Origin of the sequence: Nonomuraea pusilla (assembly GCF_900109355.1) — a bacterium.
Classification (GTDB): domain Bacteria; phylum Actinomycetota; class Actinomycetes; order Streptosporangiales; family Streptosporangiaceae; genus Nonomuraea; species Nonomuraea pusilla.
This window is the reverse complement of sequence record NZ_FOBF01000012.1, coordinates 256,542-272,789: the sequence shown is the minus strand read 5'-3', so window position 1 is coordinate 272,789 and position 16,248 is coordinate 256,542. Positions and strand designations below refer to the sequence as shown.

14 protein-coding genes and 2 pseudogenes are annotated in these 16,248 nt (G+C 73.8%); 10 read left to right on the top strand and 6 right to left on the bottom strand.

All coding sequences use genetic code 11. The annotated features are described in order from the left end of the window. Window positions 1-819, bottom strand: an 819-nt coding sequence (locus tag BMX74_RS25190; RefSeq protein ID WP_420538141.1) for an alpha/beta hydrolase family protein, incomplete at its 3' end; no start/stop codon positions are given. 133 nt (window positions 820-952) lie between these two features. Beyond that, entirely contained in the window at window positions 953-1,852 is a 900-nt protein-coding gene (locus BMX74_RS25185; RefSeq protein WP_091103167.1) for an LLM class flavin-dependent oxidoreductase, read from the bottom strand. 506 nt (window positions 1,853-2,358) lie between these two features. Between BMX74_RS25185 and rraA the strand changes: the two genes are divergently transcribed. Continuing rightward, the gene (gene rraA, locus BMX74_RS25180) at window positions 2,359-2,841 is read left to right on the top strand and encodes a ribonuclease E activity regulator RraA (protein WP_091103165.1); all 483 of its coding nucleotides are present in this window, start codon (window positions 2,359-2,361) and stop codon (window positions 2,839-2,841) included. A 32-nt stretch (window positions 2,842-2,873) separates the two neighbouring features. Here the strand turns inward: rraA and BMX74_RS44325 are convergent, their stop codons facing one another. Both BMX74_RS44325 and BMX74_RS46690 read right to left on the bottom strand, forming a co-directional pair. Continuing rightward, on the bottom strand, window positions 2,874-3,965 hold the full coding sequence (locus BMX74_RS44325; protein WP_236714663.1) for a PP2C family protein-serine/threonine phosphatase: 1,092 nt from the start codon (window positions 3,963-3,965) through the stop codon (window positions 2,874-2,876). Between the two features lie 300 nt (window positions 3,966-4,265). Further along, window positions 4,266-4,328: pseudogene (locus tag BMX74_RS46690) on the bottom strand (hypothetical protein); the annotation flags it as partial. Between the two features lie 51 nt (window positions 4,329-4,379). On the opposite strand from BMX74_RS46690, the gene BMX74_RS25170 reads away from it, so the two are divergent. The 6 genes from BMX74_RS25170 to BMX74_RS25145 all read left to right on the top strand — a co-directional run bounded on the left by BMX74_RS25170 (window position 4,380) and on the right by BMX74_RS25145 (window position 9,940). After that, complete coding sequence (locus BMX74_RS25170) at window positions 4,380-5,336, top strand: cation diffusion facilitator family transporter (protein ID WP_091103163.1); 957 nt, start codon at window positions 4,380-4,382, stop codon at window positions 5,334-5,336. Window positions 5,337-5,741: 405 nt separating this feature from the next. Then, a complete protein-coding gene (locus tag BMX74_RS25165; RefSeq protein ID WP_091103162.1) occupies window positions 5,742-7,046 on the top strand; it encodes an FAD-binding oxidoreductase in 1,305 nt (434 codons plus the stop codon). Window positions 7,047-7,110: 64 nt separating this feature from the next. Beyond that, on the top strand, window positions 7,111-7,797 hold the full coding sequence (locus BMX74_RS25160) for a hypothetical protein (protein ID WP_091103160.1): 687 nt from the start codon (window positions 7,111-7,113) through the stop codon (window positions 7,795-7,797). Window positions 7,798-8,318: 521 nt separating this feature from the next. Beyond that, a complete protein-coding gene (locus BMX74_RS25155; protein WP_091103158.1) occupies window positions 8,319-8,900 on the top strand; it encodes an RNA polymerase sigma factor in 582 nt (193 codons plus the stop codon). After that, window positions 8,897-9,466, top strand: a complete 570-nt coding sequence (locus tag BMX74_RS25150) for a hypothetical protein (protein WP_055502708.1) — start codon at window positions 8,897-8,899, stop codon at window positions 9,464-9,466. Before BMX74_RS25155 ends, BMX74_RS25150 begins: the two co-directional genes overlap by 4 nt. A 111-nt stretch (window positions 9,467-9,577) precedes the next feature. Next, entirely contained in the window at window positions 9,578-9,940 is a 363-nt protein-coding gene (locus BMX74_RS25145) for a hypothetical protein (RefSeq protein WP_143078757.1), read from the top strand. Between the two features lie 234 nt (window positions 9,941-10,174). Here the strand turns inward: BMX74_RS25145 and BMX74_RS44315 are convergent, their stop codons facing one another. Next, on the bottom strand, window positions 10,175-11,137 hold the full coding sequence (locus BMX74_RS44315; protein ID WP_177227503.1) for a hypothetical protein: 963 nt from the start codon (window positions 11,135-11,137) through the stop codon (window positions 10,175-10,177). 311 nt (window positions 11,138-11,448) lie between these two features. Between BMX74_RS44315 and BMX74_RS25135 the strand changes: the two genes are divergently transcribed. Continuing rightward, a complete protein-coding gene (locus BMX74_RS25135) occupies window positions 11,449-13,161 on the top strand; it encodes a carbamoyltransferase family protein (protein ID WP_091103155.1) in 1,713 nt (570 codons plus the stop codon). Here BMX74_RS25135 and BMX74_RS46510 read toward each other — a convergent pair. Continuing rightward, a pseudogene (locus BMX74_RS46510) lies at window positions 13,158-14,281 on the bottom strand (N,N-dimethylformamidase beta subunit family domain-containing protein). The gene BMX74_RS25135 and the pseudogene BMX74_RS46510 sit on opposite strands and share 4 nt — an antisense overlap. A gap of 412 nt (window positions 14,282-14,693) precedes the next feature. Here BMX74_RS46510 and BMX74_RS25125 point away from each other — a divergent pair. Together BMX74_RS25125 and BMX74_RS45815 are read left to right on the top strand one after the other, a co-directional pair. Then, a complete protein-coding gene (locus BMX74_RS25125) occupies window positions 14,694-15,584 on the top strand; it encodes a glycosyltransferase family 2 protein (protein WP_091103154.1) in 891 nt (296 codons plus the stop codon). Next, window positions 15,479-16,243, top strand: a complete 765-nt coding sequence (locus tag BMX74_RS45815) for a glycosyltransferase family 9 protein (RefSeq protein WP_143078759.1) — start codon at window positions 15,479-15,481, stop codon at window positions 16,241-16,243. Before BMX74_RS25125 ends, BMX74_RS45815 begins: the two co-directional genes overlap by 106 nt. Window positions 16,244-16,248: the final 5 nt, after the last annotated feature.

The following is a 16,248-nucleotide window of genomic DNA, read 5'->3' as shown; positions in this document are numbered from 1 at the left end:
CGAGTGCCCGGCCATGCCCACGCGCGAAGGGTCGATCAGCCGGGCGCCCTTCCAGACGGGATGCCGTCCGAGCAGCCGGTCGAGCACGAACGACACGTCCGCCTGCCGCCCCCTGACCACCTTGGCTCCGCCCGTCATGGGGTCGGCCTCCAGCTCCTTGCAGGCGACGCAGCGGGCGAACCGCCCACCGGGCAGGGTCGTGCCGTACGACTCGTGGACGTGGTCGATCCCGGCCACCACGTACCCCCGGCTGGCCAGCTCCTCCGCGAGGGCGGTCAGCGACGTGCGCGACATCGTGAAACCGGGCGAGAGCACCACCAGCGGCAGCGTCCCCCTGCGGCCTGCCGGACGGGCCCCGCTGACGGCGTGCGTCCTGGTGCCGCTGACCGCCTCGCTCGGCACCCCCGTGATCTTCTGACCCTCCAGCAGGGCCTTGGCCTCCGCGTCCGTCATGTACGGGGCGGTGGCGCCGCCGCCCTTCGCGGCCGGGTACCACAGCGAGACCATCAGCTCCCTGGCCTTCTCCGTGGGCACCCAGGGGTCGGGACGGCCGCGGTCGACCAGGTGCAGGCTGACGGTCCCCACCGGCTGGGACCCGGTCGGGACGGGCAGCTCCAGGCTCGCGTCATCGGTGCGCGCCCGGCTCGCGGCCGCCGTGGCCCCGCTCCCGGCCTGGCTCGCGACCGTGGTGGCACCGGCCCTGGCCTGGCTCGCGGCCGTGGTCTCGGCCGCCTGCGCCGGCACGGCCGTGAGAAGGGCGAGCAGGCTCGCGGTGACGGCCCCGGCCAGGCCGGCGCCGCGTTTGATCGTGATTTCCATGGCGCCCATGCTCCCGACCGCGCCCGGGGCCGGGCTTCGGTCGAACGGCCAGCGTCATCTGCGACTTTGGCGGCGGCCGGCGTACATCGAAGGGCGCAGTACGCCGGTACGAAAGACGACGCGGCGGACGCGGTCAGCTGCGGGCGCGCTCCGCCGCCACCAGCTCGCGGGCCGCCGGCGCCACCTCCTGGCCGAGCACCCGCATCGCGTCCGGGTCGTCCCCCATGAGGATGAAGCCACTGACCCCGTACGTGAGGGCGATCGCGGCGAGCTGCTCCGCCCAGTCGCGCGGCGTCCCCTGCAGCAGCCGGTCGCCGGAACCGCCGAACCGCCCGCTGACGTTCAGCAGCCGCCGCACCGCGCGCGGATCCCTGCCCGCCTCCTCCGCCGCCGCGTCGATGGCCGCGTTGGACTCCTCGATCTGCCCCAGCCCCGACAGGTACGGCAGCGAGGGCAGCCACCCGTCGGCCTTCGCGCCGGTGAGCCGCAGCATGCGCGGCTTGTACGCCCCCAGCCAGATCCCGATGTCGTGGGCAGGGGCGGGGCCGCGCTTGGCGCCGTCCACCCGGTAGAACTCGCCGTCCACGCGGAGGCGGGCCTTCTCCCCCGCGTCCCACACGCCGCGGATGACGTCGATCGCCTCGTCGAGCGCCCGCACCGCCTCCGCGGGGGCGAGCCGGCGGCCGCCCATGGCCTCGATGGCGTCCCAGAAGCTGCCCGCGCCCAGGCCCAGCTCGAAGCGTCCGCCGCTCAGCAGGTCCAGGCTGGCCGCGGCGCGGGCGAGCACCGCGGGCGGGCGGAGCGGCAGGTTGACGACGTTGCCCGACAGCCGGACCCGCTCCGTGCGGGCGGCCACGTACGACAGCAGCGTCCAGGTGTCGAGGAAGGCCGGCTGGTACGGGTGGTCCTGGAAGGTCACCAGGTCGAGCCCCGCCTCCTCGGCCGCCTGAGCCAGGCCGACGACCTGCTGGGGGTCGGCGCCGGCCGGGGTGATGAACGAGCCGAACAGCAGGTCGTGTCCATAGTCAGGCATGGCGGGCCCCCATCCCGCGAGACGTTCCGTCCCGCAGCCGGTTCGCGGATCAGACGTGCCCTGCAACCGCACGTCGCCGTGGCTCATTCCCCTCGGCGGACCAGGCGGAAGGCCCCCGGGGCGGCCTGAGGGTGATCGGCGGGGGGTGTCATCCCGGGGCGTCCGCGCCGGTCGGCGGGGGGACGCCCCGGGGTACGCGCGTCAGGCGCGCCTGCCAGGACGGCGGGAGCCGTTGCGCATGTTCATGACGCCCAGCGTCATCAGAGTCGCCGCCGCGGCCATGCCCATGAGAATCACGATGCCCCTAACCATGGCGCACCTCCTTTCGCTCCAGAAAGTCACGTATAGCTACTTGCTGTAGCGTCTCCTCATGACTCTTGGGGAAAACCGTGCGTCTCATCCCGGATCCGTCAAGACGTGAAGAGGAACACCCCTGACGGCGGCATCGGTCAGGAAGATCGTCGCGGGCTTCTGCGGGTGACGGCGACGTGCTACAAAGGCCATTCATGGACCCATCCAGGGATATCGTGACGGCCGACCTGTACGACGAGCACGGCGACGAGCTCGACTCCTGCGACCTGCAGTTCCGCCAGTACGGCGGCCGCCACGCCTTCGGCGGCCCCGTCGTGACGGTCCGCTGCCACGAGGACAACGCGCTGCTCAAGTGGGTGCTGTCGGAGCCGGGCGAGGGCAGGGTGCTGGTGGTCGACGGCGGCGGCTCCGTGCACGCGGCGCTGGTGGGCGACGTCATCGCGGGCATCGCCGCGGGCAACGGCTGGTCCGGCGTGGTGATCAACGGCGCCGTACGCGACGTGGCGGCCCTGCGCGGCCTCGACCTCGGCGTCAAGGCGCTCGGCTCGAACCCCCGCAAAGGCGGCAAGCTCGGCACCGGCGAGCGCGACGTGCCGGTGACGTTCGGCGGCGTCACCTTCCACCCCGGCGCCCACCTGTGGAGCGACGACGACGGCATCCTCGTCACCCGCCCCTGACACCCCGCCGGCCGGACGGCCCGGCCGCCCGGTCAGGCGGCGTCGGGCAGGGCGGGGTCCTTGCAGCGGAGCAGGAGCATCGCGGCGTCGTCGTGCAGCGGGCCGTCGACGTGGGCGACCAGGTCGAGGCGCAGCTTCTCCAGCGCCTGCTCCGGGTCGTCGTCGCCGAGCAGGAAGGAACGCTCCACCAGCGGGTAGAAGGAGCCGGTGCGGTCGCGCGCCTCGACCACGCCGTCGGTGTACAGCAGGATCTGGTCTCCGGGCGCGAACGGCACCTGGTACGGGGCCGGCCCCGGGGCGTTCAGCTCCGACAGGCCGAGCGGCGGCGCGGTGGCGCCCGGCTCCGCGAGCAGGGTCTCGCCGTCGGCGCGCAGCAGCAGCGGCGCCGGGTGGCCGTAGTTGAGCAGGGTCAGCGTGCCGTCGGTGGCGGCCTCCGCCAGCACGGCGGTGACGAACTCCTCACCCGACAGCCGCCGGTTGAGCGCCCGCTCCACCCGCCTGGTGACGCCGAGCAGGTCGGCCTCGTCGTGCGCCGCCTCGCGGAACGCGCCCAGGACCGTGGCGGCCGTCTCGACCGCCTCCAGGCCCTTGCCCTGCACGTCGCCGACGATCACGCGGACGCCGCCGGGGCCGGTGACGATCTCGTACAGGTCGCCGCCGATGCGGGCCTCGGCGTTGGCCGAGGTGTAGGAGACGGCCGCGCGCAGGTGCCCGGCCCGGCGCGGCACCGGGCGCAGCAGCACCCGCTGCGCCACCTCGGCGACCGACCGCACGTCGGCGAGCTCCTGCTCGCGCCGCTGCCGGCCCATCGCGGCGAGGACGCCCGCCACGGTGACCCCGGCGATCGACAGGAGGCTGAGGTCGCTCTGCCGGGCGCCGAGCAGGTCGTCGTACACGGCGAGCACCAGGGAGAGCACGGCGGCGAGCAGGCCGATGACGACGGTGCGCCGGACGCGGCCCACCAGGCTGGCGAACGCGGGACCGAGCGCGAGCAGGGTCAGGTAGCCGTACTGAGGGCCGGCCAGCAGGTCGACCGCGACGACGCCGCCCATCATGACGAACGGCCACGCGGCCATCAGCACCTGCGCCAGCCGGGCCGCACTCGCCCGCCTCCCCCTCGCCACGCGCGCCCTCCACGACAGATCGGCACGCCGCCCGCCCACAGTTCCCGGCGCGCCGCCGCCACTGTAACAACACGGCGCGCCCCGCGGCATCTCGCCGGATCCGGACCGCCCGCCACCAGGGGCTTCCAGGACGGGCGATAGAAGCGATCTCGCCTGGGTAGGCGGCCGGGCGTGAGCGAGAACGGCGCAGACGGAGGCGGCCCGCGTGAGGACGTCACGCGAGGAAACGGGCTGGGTCGGGACTCCACACGCGGAGACGGGCTGCGTGGGGCCGGTCTGCGGGAGGACGGCCTGCGTGAAGACAGCCTGCGTGAAGACAGCCTGCGTGAAGACAGCCTGCGTGAAGACAGCCTGCGTGAAGACGGATCGGGTGAAGACGGATCGCGGGAGGGCGGATCGCGGGAGGCGGCGTCCGTGAGCGAGGACGGATCGCGGGAGGCGACACTCGCCGCGCTGGCCGCGAACCTCGGCATCGCCGCGTCGAAGTTCGCGGCGTTCTTCTTCACCGGGTCCTCGGCGATGCTCGCCGAGGGCATCCACTCCGTGGCCGACTCGGGCAACCAGGGGCTGCTGATGCTGGGCCGCCGCCGGGCGACGCGCCGCCCCAGCCGCGCCCATCCCTTCGGCTACGGCGCCGAGCGGTACTTCTACGGCTTCCTGGTGTCGGTGGTGCTGTTCTTCGGCGGAGGGCTCTTCGCCTTATACGAGGGGTACGAGAAGATCGTCCACCCGCATCCGCTGGAGAGCTGGCCGTGGGCCGTCGGGGTGCTGGTGGCGGCCATCGTCCTGGAAGGGCTGTCGCTGCGGACGGCGGTACGCAGCTCGAACCCGGTGCGCGCCGGACGGTCGTGGGCCCGCTTCATCCGCGAGGCCAAGGCGCCGGAGCTGCCCGTCGTGCTGCTGGAGGACGCGGCGGCGCTGACGGGCCTGGCGTTCGCGCTGGCCGGGGTCACGCTGACGCTGGTGACGGGCAACGGGGCGTTCGACGGGCTGGGGTCGGTCGCCATCGGGCTGCTGCTGGTCGCCGTGGCGGTGACGCTGGCCAGGGAGACCAAGAGCATGATCATCGGTGAGGCGGCGTCGCCCGCCGTCGAGGACGCCATCATGGACGTCCTGCGCGACGACCCGTCGATCGAGTCGTTCGCGCAGCTCCGCACCCTGCACCTCGGACCGGAGGACCTGCTCGTGGCGGCGCGCGTCACCCTGCCGTCCGCCCGCGACACGGAGGAGGCGGCCCGCGCCCTGGCCGAGACGGAACGCCGCATCAGGAGCCGCGTCCCGCTGGCCACCACGGTCTACCTCTACCCGACCCCCGGCGAGGAGCCCCCGCCCGACCGTCAGCCCCCCGATGCCACCAGGCGAACGACCTGACCCCCCGAACGAACAGCCCCCACCACCAGACACCCCCAGACGGACGACCCACCCCACCAGAAGAACCTTCGACCGGGTCCGGCCTTACCGAGCTACAGCGCTGCGGGTTGGCTGGCATCCGCGCTTCCGGGTTGACCGGGCTGCGGGTTGACCGGGCTGCAGGTTGACCGGGCTGCAGGTTGACCGGGCTGCAGGTTGATCGGACTGCAGGTTGACCGGGCTGCAGGTTGATCGGACTGCAGGTTGATCGGGCTGCAGGTTGATCGGGAGTCATGTGGCTTATGGGGGCTTACTCAGTGGTGGTAAGGCTGTCGGAACCGGGTCGTAAGGGGCTTCTACCACTGTGGAGTCAGCCGTCCGGCCCCGGGCGGCCGCTCCCCGCCCCGCCTGTGAGAAGGACCCGAGATGACCCAGCCGTACGCCATCCAGGGCGACGTTCACCCCGCACGCCTGCTCCACGGTTTCTCCGGCCCCGTCCACCTGCCGGGCGAAGCCGGTTACGACGAGCGGCGGCGGTCGCTGAACCCGTCCGTGGACCCCCGCCCGCTGCTGGTCGCCGAGGCGGCGCACGAGGACGACGTGCGTACGGCGCTGCTGGCGGCCCGGCGGCACGGGCTGCCGTTCGCCGTCCAGGCCACCGGCCACGGCACCCACGCCGGGTGCGACGGCGGGATCGTGGTGAACACCTCCGCGATGGCGTCGGTGCTGGTGGACCCGGGTCGCCGGATCGCGCGCGTCGGCCCCGGCGCCCGGTGGGGCGAGGTGATCGCGGCGTGCGCGCCGTTCGGGCTGGCGCCGCTGTCGGGCTCGTCGCCGTCGGTCGGCGTCACCGGCTACACCCTCGGCGGCGGTCTCGGCTGGCTGGCGCGCAGGCACGGCTTCGCCGCCGACAGCGTGGTGCGCGCCCGCGTCCTGACGGCCGACGGCAGGCACGTCACCGCCGACGCGGGCCGCCACCCCGACCTGTTCTGGGCGCTGCGCGGGGGCGGCGGCGGCTTCGGCGTCGTCACGTCGCTGGAGTTCCGCCTCCACCCGGTCTCGGAGGTGTACGCGGGCTTCGCGTACTTCCCGATCGAGGGGGCGGCCGAGACGCTGGCCGCGTACCGCGACTGGATCGAGCGGATCCCCGACGCGCTCAGCACCGCGATCGTGCTGCGGTGGATGCCGGACGACGCGGCGACGCCGGAGCCGCTGCGCGGCCGCCACGTCCTCATGGTCAAGGCCGTGCACGCCGGGGAGGCGGACGACGCCAGGCGGCTGCTCGCCCCGCTGTGGCGGGCCGCCGGGCCCGCGCTGCTGGACGAGACCGCCTCGATGCCGTACGCGCGCACCGCGATGGGCGGCACGGCCGCCAGGCACCTGGACCTGTTCGACGCGCTGCCCGACGAGGTGATCGGCACGCTGGTGGAGGCGTCCGAGCACGCCCGGACGGTGGAGGTGCGGCACTGGGGCGGCGCGATGGGCCGACCCGGGCCGGACGCCGGACCGGTGAGCCGCCGCAGCACGCGCCTGTCGGTCATCGTGGACACGCCGCCGCCCGGCCTGGCCGAGGCGCTGCGCCCGCACGCGAACGGCGGGACCTTCCTCAACTTCCTGACCGACCCGTCGAGGACGGCGTCCGCCTTCGCACCGGATGACCTGCGGCGGCTTCGCGAGATCAAGCACGCCTACGACCCGGACGCCTTCTTCCGCGTCGGCCACACCGTCTGACCCGGAGGGCCGGCCGGCTCACGCCGCCGTCCGGAATGTCGGGCGGGGGCGGCATGATGCGGGCATGGGTCTCGACATCATGGTGGGCACGCGCATCGACGGCGACGGTCCGCGCAAGGAGCTCTCCCTCGTCCAGGACGCCCTGGCGGCCGCGGGCCTGCCCGCCTGGCACGAGCCGGAGCCCGCCGGGTCCGCCCGCCGCGACTACGAGATGTGGGGGTACGGCGGCCTGCACGAGCTGCGCCGCCTGGCCGCCCACAGGGCCGCGACCGGGGCGCTGCCCAAGCCGCTCGGCGACTCCACGCGGGCCACCGCCGACCCGCTGCTGGCCGCCGAGTACGTGCACGGCCCGCGTCACGCCGTCGCGGTGTCGGCCGGGCCGGGCGGCCCGCGGGTGATCGGGTCGCCGGGGGACGCCGCCGGCGGGTTCGACCATCTGGTGCACCACAGCGACTGCGACGGCTACTACGTCCCGGTGGACTTCGCGCCGGTGCTGGTGGACGAGCGGATCACCGGCGCGTACGTCGGGTCGTCGCAGCGGCTGCTGGAGGAGTGCCGCGGGCTCGCCGCGCTGATGGAGCTGCCGGAGGACCTCGACCCGTGGTCCGACGAGATGGAGGAGGCGGTCGAGGACCCGCTGCCGGGCGGCGCGGCCTGGCGGCGGCACGGGGTGGCGGCGTTCACCTGCCTCCAGCTCATCGCCGCCGCCCGCCACTCCGTCGGCACGGGCACGGCGATCGTCTTCTGGTGACGCCCCGCTTCCCGAACGTCTCCGCCACGGCCTGTATGGAGTTGAGTCGGAGGGATTGCCTGCGGTCCCGGTGCAGGCCATGGGGCATGGCGGGCGCAGACCCCACAACGGTGTGATGTGGCGGTTTCGTACCGGCAGCCCGTGGCGCCGAGGCCGCAGCCTGTGGGCAGGCCGACCTCGACCTGGTCAGCGCGACTCCACCACCGCCCGCGCCCGCCGTCATGCCACCGGAATGGTCTTGGACGGTGAGCTGAGGGACGGGCGAAGGCAGCTACTACGACGCCTGCACCGGTTCCGGCTGAAGGCGGCCGAGCCGGGCCGCTCGCGGGCGGGGTGCCCAGCAAGGTGCATCCGTCGGCCGGCGGTCATCCGCCTGCCGGTCGGCCGTCCGCGCGCCAGGGCGGGCGCGGTTGCCGGTGGAGGCGCCGGCGCGCGCCGCCGATTGTCGCAAGCCGCCTTCAGCGGCGCCGCACCGGGAACTCGGGGGCGCGAGCGGACAGTAGTGATATGTGGATACATCGATGCGTGCCCGGATTCGCCTTGGGGACCAGGCGGCCTTCTCGCAGCTCTTCGACGAGTACGCCAAGGCCGTCTACAACCATGCCTTCCGGCTGACCGCCAACTGGCCCGAGGCCGAGGACGTCGTGGCGCTGACGTTCCTCGAGGCCTGGCGGTTACGCGGCAGGATCGATGCCGAGGGCGGCTCATTGCGGCCGTGGCTGCTCGGCATCGCGACCAACGTGGCACGCAACACCAGGCGAGCCGCCCGCCGGCACGACGACGCGCTGGCCAGGATGCCCAGAGGTGGATCCGTGCCGGACTTCGCCGACGAGGTGGTCGGGCGCGTCGACGACGCCGAGCGGCTGTCCGCGATCAAGCAGGCGTACGGCAGGCTGCGCAAGCAGGAACAGGATGTCTTCGCCCTGTGCGTCTGGGCCGGGCTCGACTACGCCGAGGCCGCCGAGGCGCTGGGCGTCCCAGTGGGCACGGTCAGGTCCCGCCTGTCGAGAGCCCGCAAGAAACTCGCGGGATCGGGGGAACTCCCCGCCACGACTCGACAGGTAACAGGTGACCGAGGCCCCGCCAAGGAGGAGATCCGATGAACATCCCGGCTGAGCGTGATCTTCCCGAGGGCCGTCACCGACTGCTCAAGGAGTTCGTGATGACCGAGATCGCCAAGAGACCTCGCACCCGGATGTCCCGCTTCACGCTGCTCGTCCCCGCCGGCGCGCTCGCCGCCGCGGCAGTCGTGGCCGCCCCGCTGCTGCTCGGCAACCCCGCGTACGCGGTGGACAGGGCCTCCGACGGGCTGATCGACATCACCATCAACGAGGCCAAGGACCCCTTCAAGCTCCAGGCCGACCTGCAGGCGCTGGGCGCGAAGGTCGTGGTCAGCTACGTGCCCTCCGGCAAGAAGTGCGGCCCCGAACCACGTGCCACCCGTTTCCTGAGCAACGAGGAGGCGCCTCTGTCGGTGTTCCCCCCGCCCGAGAGCCACGACGCCGCCTTCGTGATCGACCCCAAGGTGATCAAGGAAGGGCAGACCGGCGTGCTGGAGTTCAGCGTCAGCGACGACGAGCAGGTCGCCGGCATCTGGGCCCGGGTCGCCGAAGGGCCGGTGGCCGACTGCCGGCTGGTGGACACCACGGACGCCCCGCTCTCGCACTGACCTGCCCGCCCCGGCGGACCGCTGGAAGCCGTCCCGACAGGCTGCCCTGAGGCATGGCGAGCAATCCTGGAAAGCCTGAACCTTGAGGTTGCCGGAGACATCTCAATGGACATGATGAAGACCTTTGCCCTGGGCCTGGTGGCCGCGGCAGTCACGGGAGCGCTGCTGACCCACCCCGCCGAGGCGTCCGTCAAGCAGTACAGCCACCCCTGCCAGGGCGTCAGCCACTGCACGGACGAGAAGACCGACGGCGAGGCGTGGATGGTCATGACGCCGAAGAAGAACTGGAAGAAGGTCATCCACCGCTTCCACCACCTCACCAAGCGGGCGCGCGCGGTCTGCGGCGGCGGCAGCGGCAGCCGCACTGGCGAGAAGCTGCACATCGCGATGATCCTCACGGCCCCCGGCAGCTCCGAGAGCAAGGTCGTCCAGATCGAGGCATCGGGACGCACCCCGCAGAAATACTGCTTCTAGCCTCTTGGGAACCCGATCTGGTCTGCCGGGGCCGGGTCGGGGGTGGACAGGGGCAGCCAGGGACGCCCTCGACGTCCAGGCCGCGCCGGCGCAGCTCCAGCAGCGGTTCGTGGAGCTCCGCGACGGCACCCGCGCAGAGGTCACGCCGGTGACGCTGGGCGAGGTCTCCCCTGTCTTCGCCGGGCGGCGGGGGAAGCGCGCCGCCCGCGCGTCGTCGCCGTCAGGCCGGGCGGCTCAGCAGAACGGGTCCCACTCGGCGGCGTAGTGGAGGAGGGAGCCGGACAGGTGCTCGTGCCGGGCGGCCCAGACGTCGTCGAAGAGGAACCACTGCTGGTGGCCGAAGTAGTCGTCGGCGTGCATCGACATCTGCGCCAGGTGCGGGTCGGCGGCCAGCAGGGTGCGCGCGGGGTCGCGCCCCCGGTCGGGCTTGCCGCCCTCCAGGACGCGCATGGCGTACGCGTGGGCGGTCTCGTGCGGGCCGTACAGCTCGGACGGGGTCCGCTCCCCGAACGACGGCCAGTGGTTGCAGCGGGCGAGCGCCTCGCCCAGCCCGGTGTCGTGCGGGGCGAGCAGCGCCCGCAGCACGACGAGTTCGAGCGGCCACCCCTCCAGCCCGGCCGTCGCGGCGCGCAGGTGGGCGGCGAGGTCGGGCAGCCGGACCCCGGGGAAGGTGATCGGCGGCTGCCAGCAGATGCTGTCGCTGTCGTAGAAGGTGAGGAAGGCGGCGTGGGTCTCGCCGGGACCGGCGGGGAGCGGGTCGCCGGCCGCGTCGCCCGGCAGGGGCCAGGATTCGTGCAGCAGGTACGCCGCCCGCTCCGGCCGCAGCCCGGCCAGCGCGTCGTCGAAGAAGAAGTAGCAGAGCTCGACCTCGTCGTCGTCGGTGCACACCCGCACGCCGTGCTCGTCGGCCCGCAGCTCGCCCTCGTAGTACAGGTGATCGCGCAGCACGGTGGCGAGCTCGCGCCAGTCGCGGGGGGCGGGCAGCCGCTGCTCGCGCGCCTCGCGGAAGACGGTGTGCAGGCCGTAGACGGGGCCGCCGAGCTCGGCGTCGAGCCAGTGCTGGATGTCGCGGCCGGGCTCGTCGACGACGGCGGCCCAGGCGCGGCGGAACCAGTGGAGGACGCTGTCGTCGGGCAGGCGGCGGACGCGCTTGCCGAGGGGGCCCTCGTAGTGGGTGCGGTAGACGAAGGAGATCACGCGTCACACCCTGCCGCACACCTCCGACAGAAACGGCAGGCGCCCGTGGGCGGGCGCGGCTGCGGCTGCCCCTGCTCGACGGGCGCCCGCAGGCGCGCTCCCCCGGGGAGCCGGGCTGCCCGTGGCCGTGGGAGGCGGCGTACGTGACGACGGCTGCTGGACGGCTCTCCGCCGGACGTGTGCCGGGGCTGCGCCCTCCACCGCTGCACCTTCTGACCCGGAGGTTCCCTCTGTTCCCTTACGTCCCCTAGAGATGGATTTACCGGAGTGACGGGTACGGGTAGCCGTATTTCCAGTCAGGAGGGACCGAGATGACGGACGTCCCCATCGTGGTGGGCATCAACAGGACCCAGGACGGCTCCATCGCGGTCGCCAGGGGCGACTCGGACATCTACAGCCTGCAGAAGGAGCGCGTCAGCCGCCGCAAGCACCACTGGGGACGGCTCGGCGACCTGCCCGACCGCTACCTGCCGCGCATGCCGCTGCTGAACGAGCCGGTGGACCTGGTGGTCGAGGGCTACTCGTCCGACGACGAGATCGAGAACCTCGGCGCCTACCACGAGGAGCTGCGCAGGACGCTGCGCCTGAAGCCGGACGCGGCGGTCGTCCTCCTCTCGCACCACCTGTCGCACCTCTACAGCGCCTTCTACCCGTCGCCGTTCGAGGAGGCCGCGGGCCTGGTCGTCGACGCCCAGGGCAGCCGCGTGCGCGACTTCACCGAGCAGGTGGACCTGCCGCCGGGCACCCCTGACGGGATGCTGGAGATCAGCTCGTTCTACCGCTGCCGCAGGGGGCTGGTGGAGTGCCTGGCCAAGCAGCTCTGGGACGGCGACTGGGCGCACCCGGCCGGGCTCGGCTGCTTCTACGCGCTGCTCACCAAGATGATCTGGCCGACCGGCGAGAGCAACGAGGGCAAGGTCATGGGCCTCGCCCCGTTCGGCGACCCGGACGCGCTCGGCCTGCCCGACCTGGACGTCAAGGGCCACGAGGTGTTCATCCCCGACGCCTGGATGGAGACGTTCGGGCAGCGGAGCGAGACCTACCGCTACGCCGGCGACGCGCCCGAGCGGTTCAAGCGCTGCGCCGACCTGGCCGCCGCCGGGCAGCGCGCGTTCGAGAACGCGCTGACCCGCCTGGTGGACTGGCTGCACGCGCAGACCGGGCTCGACGACCTGGTCTTCGCCGGCGGCACGGCGCTGAACTGCTCGGCCAACGGCATCCTCCTCCGCGAGTCGCCGTTCAGCGAGGTGTTCATCCCGCCCAGCCCGCACGACGGCGGCACCGCCGTCGGCTGCGCCCTCTACGGCCTCGTCACCTGCCTGGGCGTGGAGAGCCGGTTCCGCTGGACCGACGACTTCCTCGGCCCCGAGCCGGACCCGGCGGAGATCGAGGCGGCCGTCCGCGACCTGCCGGACGACCTCGTCGCCGAGCGTCCGGCCGACCTCGTCGGCGCGATGACGGAGCTGCTGGAGCGCGGCCGCGTCGTCGGGCTCCACCAGGGACGCAGCGAGTCGGGCCCGCGCGCCCTCGGCAACCGCAGCATCATCGCCGACCCGCGCAGGCCCGAGATGCAGGACTACGTCAACTTCGAGGTGAAGGGCCGCGAGTGGTTCCGCCCGCTCGCGCCGCTCGTGCTCGCCGACCACGCCGAGCGGATCTTCGAGGTGGACCGTCCCGCGCCGTTCATGCAGTACGCCGCCCGCGTCCGCGCCGAGCACCGCGAGGGGCTCCCCGGGATCACGCACGTCGACGGCACCGCCAGGCTGCAGACCGTCACGCCGGAGACGACGCCGTTCCTGCACGCGCTGCTGACCCGCTGGCACGACAGGACCGGCTGCCCGGTGCTCGTCAACACCTCGCTCAACGGCCCCGGCGACCCGCTGACGGAGAGCCCGGCCCACTCGGTCGAGACGCTGCGCGGGACGAACATGCACGCGCTCGTCATGCCTCCGTACCTGATCAGGAAGCGGGAGGAGCCGCCCGTGCCGGGCGAGGACTGGGAGCGCCCGGCCGAGCCCGTCTAGCGGGGCTCGCCGGACGGGCCCGCCGGGGCGGGGCCGCCGAGCCGGTCCAGGACGTTCGCGGTGACGCGGGCCACGACCGCGTCGCCGTCCAGGCCCCGCGCCCAGTCGGTGGTGGCCGCGTTGAACACGGTGCCGCCCCGGGTGTAGAGGCCCATGGTGGCGGCGCCGTTGCCCAGCCCCCAGCCGCTCGCCCTCGCGTCGCCGACGGCCAGGACGACGAACTCCTGCGGCGTGCCGTCCGCGCCCGTCGGGTGCACCGGCTTGCCCGCCTCCAGCAGCCCCCGGTCGAACTCGGCGCCGTCGCACTCGTAGCCGACCAGGTACCCCTCCTCGCCGAACACGTCGCCGTCGCGCACGCCCGTGCCCTCGTACACCCAGTGGCCGGCGTGCTGGACGCGGTAGCCGACCGGCACCGGATGGTCGTCCCCGTCGCGCTCGCCGCCGTTGCGGAAGCTGACGCCGATGAGCTCGTTCTCCGGACGCCCGGTCTCGTGCCAGAACGCCACCCGCGAGAACGTCACCTCGTCGTGGAAGACGACCCGCCACCAGCAGGTGTTGCCGCCGAAGAAGGCCGCGTTGCCGCCCCCGCCACGTGCCCGGCCACCGCCTCGCGCATGGCGTCGCTCCAGTACTCGTCGTGGCCCGCGCTCACCAGCAGCCGGTACGGCCGCAGCAGCTCCGGCCCCTCCCTGTGCAGGTCCACGTCCGTGCAGTGGTCCACGGCGTACCCGCGCCGCTCCATCCAGCGGACGAAGCGGGCGTCCCAGTGCGCGAACGTCTGGCGCGGCGTCGGGTCGAACGGGTCGAAGTTGAAGACGTCGAACGGGGTGCCGCCCGTGCCGCCGCCCGGCCGGTGCAGCCCCACCCCCGGGGCCGGGTCCTTTGGCAGGTCCTCCGGCGCCGTGTACAGGCACCACTGCCCGCGCCCCGCCCCCCGGTCGTAGGGCTCGCCGTCCGCCAGGTTGTAGGCGTGGTACGTCAGCAGCGGAAGCTTGTAGAGGACCGGCGCCGACGGCTCGCGCGGGCGCACCACGAACAGCGCCTTCGCGTCGCGCCCGTCCGGCGTCGCCCGGTCCGGCACGGCCGTCTCCCGCCCGGCGGCGTCCCCCTCCACCAGCATCGCCACGTACACGCCTGGCCGGGACGGGGCCGTCAGCCGGTAACCGGTCCACGGCTCCAGCAGCTCGCCGCGCAGCCCCGTCCCCGGGCGGCCCCAGTCCTGGAACGGCAGGTGCGGCGGCGCGTCCCGGCCCGGCAGCCACTCCGACACGCCGCACCGCTCCAGCAGCGCCCCGCACCGGTGGAACTCCACCCGGAACCAGGGGGCGTCCGTGGCGACCCGGAGCGTCATGCCGTCCCCGGCGCGCGGGCTCGGCTGCTCGACGTAGCCTCGGATCATCTCGCCCTTCCCCTCCGGTCCCAGCAGGCTCCCCGCTGACCGGGGCGTACCCGCCCGGCGGGCCCGCCGCACCGGTGCCGCGCCGGACGCCCGTGCTCGTTTGCCCAGGTCGGGGCCGGGTAGCCGGGCCGCCATGAGCCGACCAGCCGACCTCGACGTGCTGATCCCGAGCAAGGACCGTCCCGCCGCGCTGGCCGTGACGCTGTCCGGACTGGCCGCCCAGACCGTGAGCGGCTTCCGCGTGGTCGTCTCCGACCAGTCGGCCGAGCCCGCGTCCGAGGACCCGCTCGTGGCGTCCACGGTCAGGATCCTCGACCACCTCGGACGGCCGGCCGAGGTGCTGCGGCACGTCCCGCCGCGCGGGCTGGCCGAGCAGCGCCAGTTCCTGCTGGAGCAGTCCCGCCGCCGCCTCGTCCTCTACCTGGACGACGACGTGTGGCTGGAACCCGCGGCCGTCGAGGTGCTGCTGTCCGCCATGGACGCGCTGCGGTGCGGGTTCGTCGGCTACGCCCTGCACGGGCTGTCCTACCGGCACGACGTGCGGCCGCACGAGCTGGCGCCGTACGAGGAGTGGACGTCACGGGTGCGGCCGGAACGGGTGCGGCGCGGCGGCTCCGCCTGGCGGCGCTTCACGCTGCACAACGCCTCCAACCCGCTCCACCTGGCGCAGCGGGTGGCGAAGGGGCGGCGGTGGTGGGCGTACAAGGTGGCGTGGATCGGCGGCTGCGTCCTGTACGACCGGCGGCGGCTGGAGGAGTGCGGCGGCTTCGGGTTCTGGCGGTCGGTGCCGCCCGCGCACGCCGGGGAGGACGTGGTGGCGGAGCTGCGCGTCATGGAGCGGTACGGCGGGGCGGGGCTGCTGCCGAGCCGCGCGTACCACATGGAGCTGCCGACGACCGTGCGCGACCGGACCGCCGAGTGCTACGACTACGTCCTCGGCGACGGCCGCCACCGTGCCGACCACCGTGCCGACCACCGTGCCGACCACCATGCCGACCGACGTGCCGACCGGCTCCCCCGCTGATCCGCGCCGCCGGTGCCCGCGCCGGACGTGGCCGTCGACCTGCACGGCGTCCTGCCCGCCAGCGTGCGCGCCCTGCTCGCCACCCGGACGGGACGGCTGGTGGCGTTCGCCTGCCCGGAGGCGGGGCACGACGGGCCGCCGCTGCGCGACGTCGAGCACGGGGTGGCCAAGTGGCGCCGCCTGGTACGCCACGCGGGAGCCGACCCCCGCGAGGACGACCTCCTCCTCGCACCACCGGGACACACACGGACCCGGACGTCACGGGCGGGGTCGCGATCGTGCATCCCGGTGCGGCGTTCGGCGGCAAGCGGCGGCCGGCTGAGAGATGCGCGGCGAACCTGGCCGGGCGCACGGACCTCGCGGGGCTCGCCGCGCTGGTTCGCCGGGCCGCGCTGGTCGTCAGCGGCGTCGCCCACCTGGCCGGCGCGTACGAGCGGCCCTCGGTGGTGGCTGCTCGGCCCGGCGTCGCCGCGCATCTGGGGGCCGCCGCGCAAGCCGGTGCACGCCGCCCTGTGGCACGGCACGGACGAGCGGGAGGTGCTCACCCACGCGCCCGACCCGGCCCTCCTCGCCATCGCCGTGGACGAGGTGCCCGACGCGGCGCGCCGGGTCCTGGCAGCGGAGGGGCGGCGCCGTTTGCCCAGGTCGGCCGGGGGTAGCCAGC

Bases quoted from the DNA above. Each gene is read 5' to 3' on its own strand.
- BMX74_RS25135 (WP_091103155.1), top strand. From the start codon at position 11,449: ATGACGGACGTCCCCATCGTGGTGGGCATCAACAGGACCCAGGACGGC.
- BMX74_RS25150 (WP_055502708.1), top strand. From the start codon at position 8,897: ATGAACATCCCGGCTGAGCGTGATCTTCCCGAGGGCCGTCACCGACTG.
- BMX74_RS25155 (WP_091103158.1), top strand. From the start codon at position 8,319: ATGCGTGCCCGGATTCGCCTTGGGGACCAGGCGGCCTTCTCGCAGCTC.
- BMX74_RS25160 (WP_091103160.1), top strand. From the start codon at position 7,111: ATGGGTCTCGACATCATGGTGGGCACGCGCATCGACGGCGACGGTCCG.
- BMX74_RS25185 (WP_091103167.1), bottom strand. From the start codon at position 1,852: ATGCCTGACTATGGACACGACCTGCTGTTCGGCTCGTTCATCACCCCG.
- BMX74_RS25145 (WP_143078757.1), top strand. From the start codon at position 9,578: ATGATGAAGACCTTTGCCCTGGGCCTGGTGGCCGCGGCAGTCACGGGA.
- rraA (WP_091103165.1), top strand. From the start codon at position 2,359: ATGGACCCATCCAGGGATATCGTGACGGCCGACCTGTACGACGAGCAC.
- BMX74_RS25125 (WP_091103154.1), top strand. From the start codon at position 14,694: ATGAGCCGACCAGCCGACCTCGACGTGCTGATCCCGAGCAAGGACCGT.
- BMX74_RS25165 (WP_091103162.1), top strand. From the start codon at position 5,742: ATGACCCAGCCGTACGCCATCCAGGGCGACGTTCACCCCGCACGCCTG.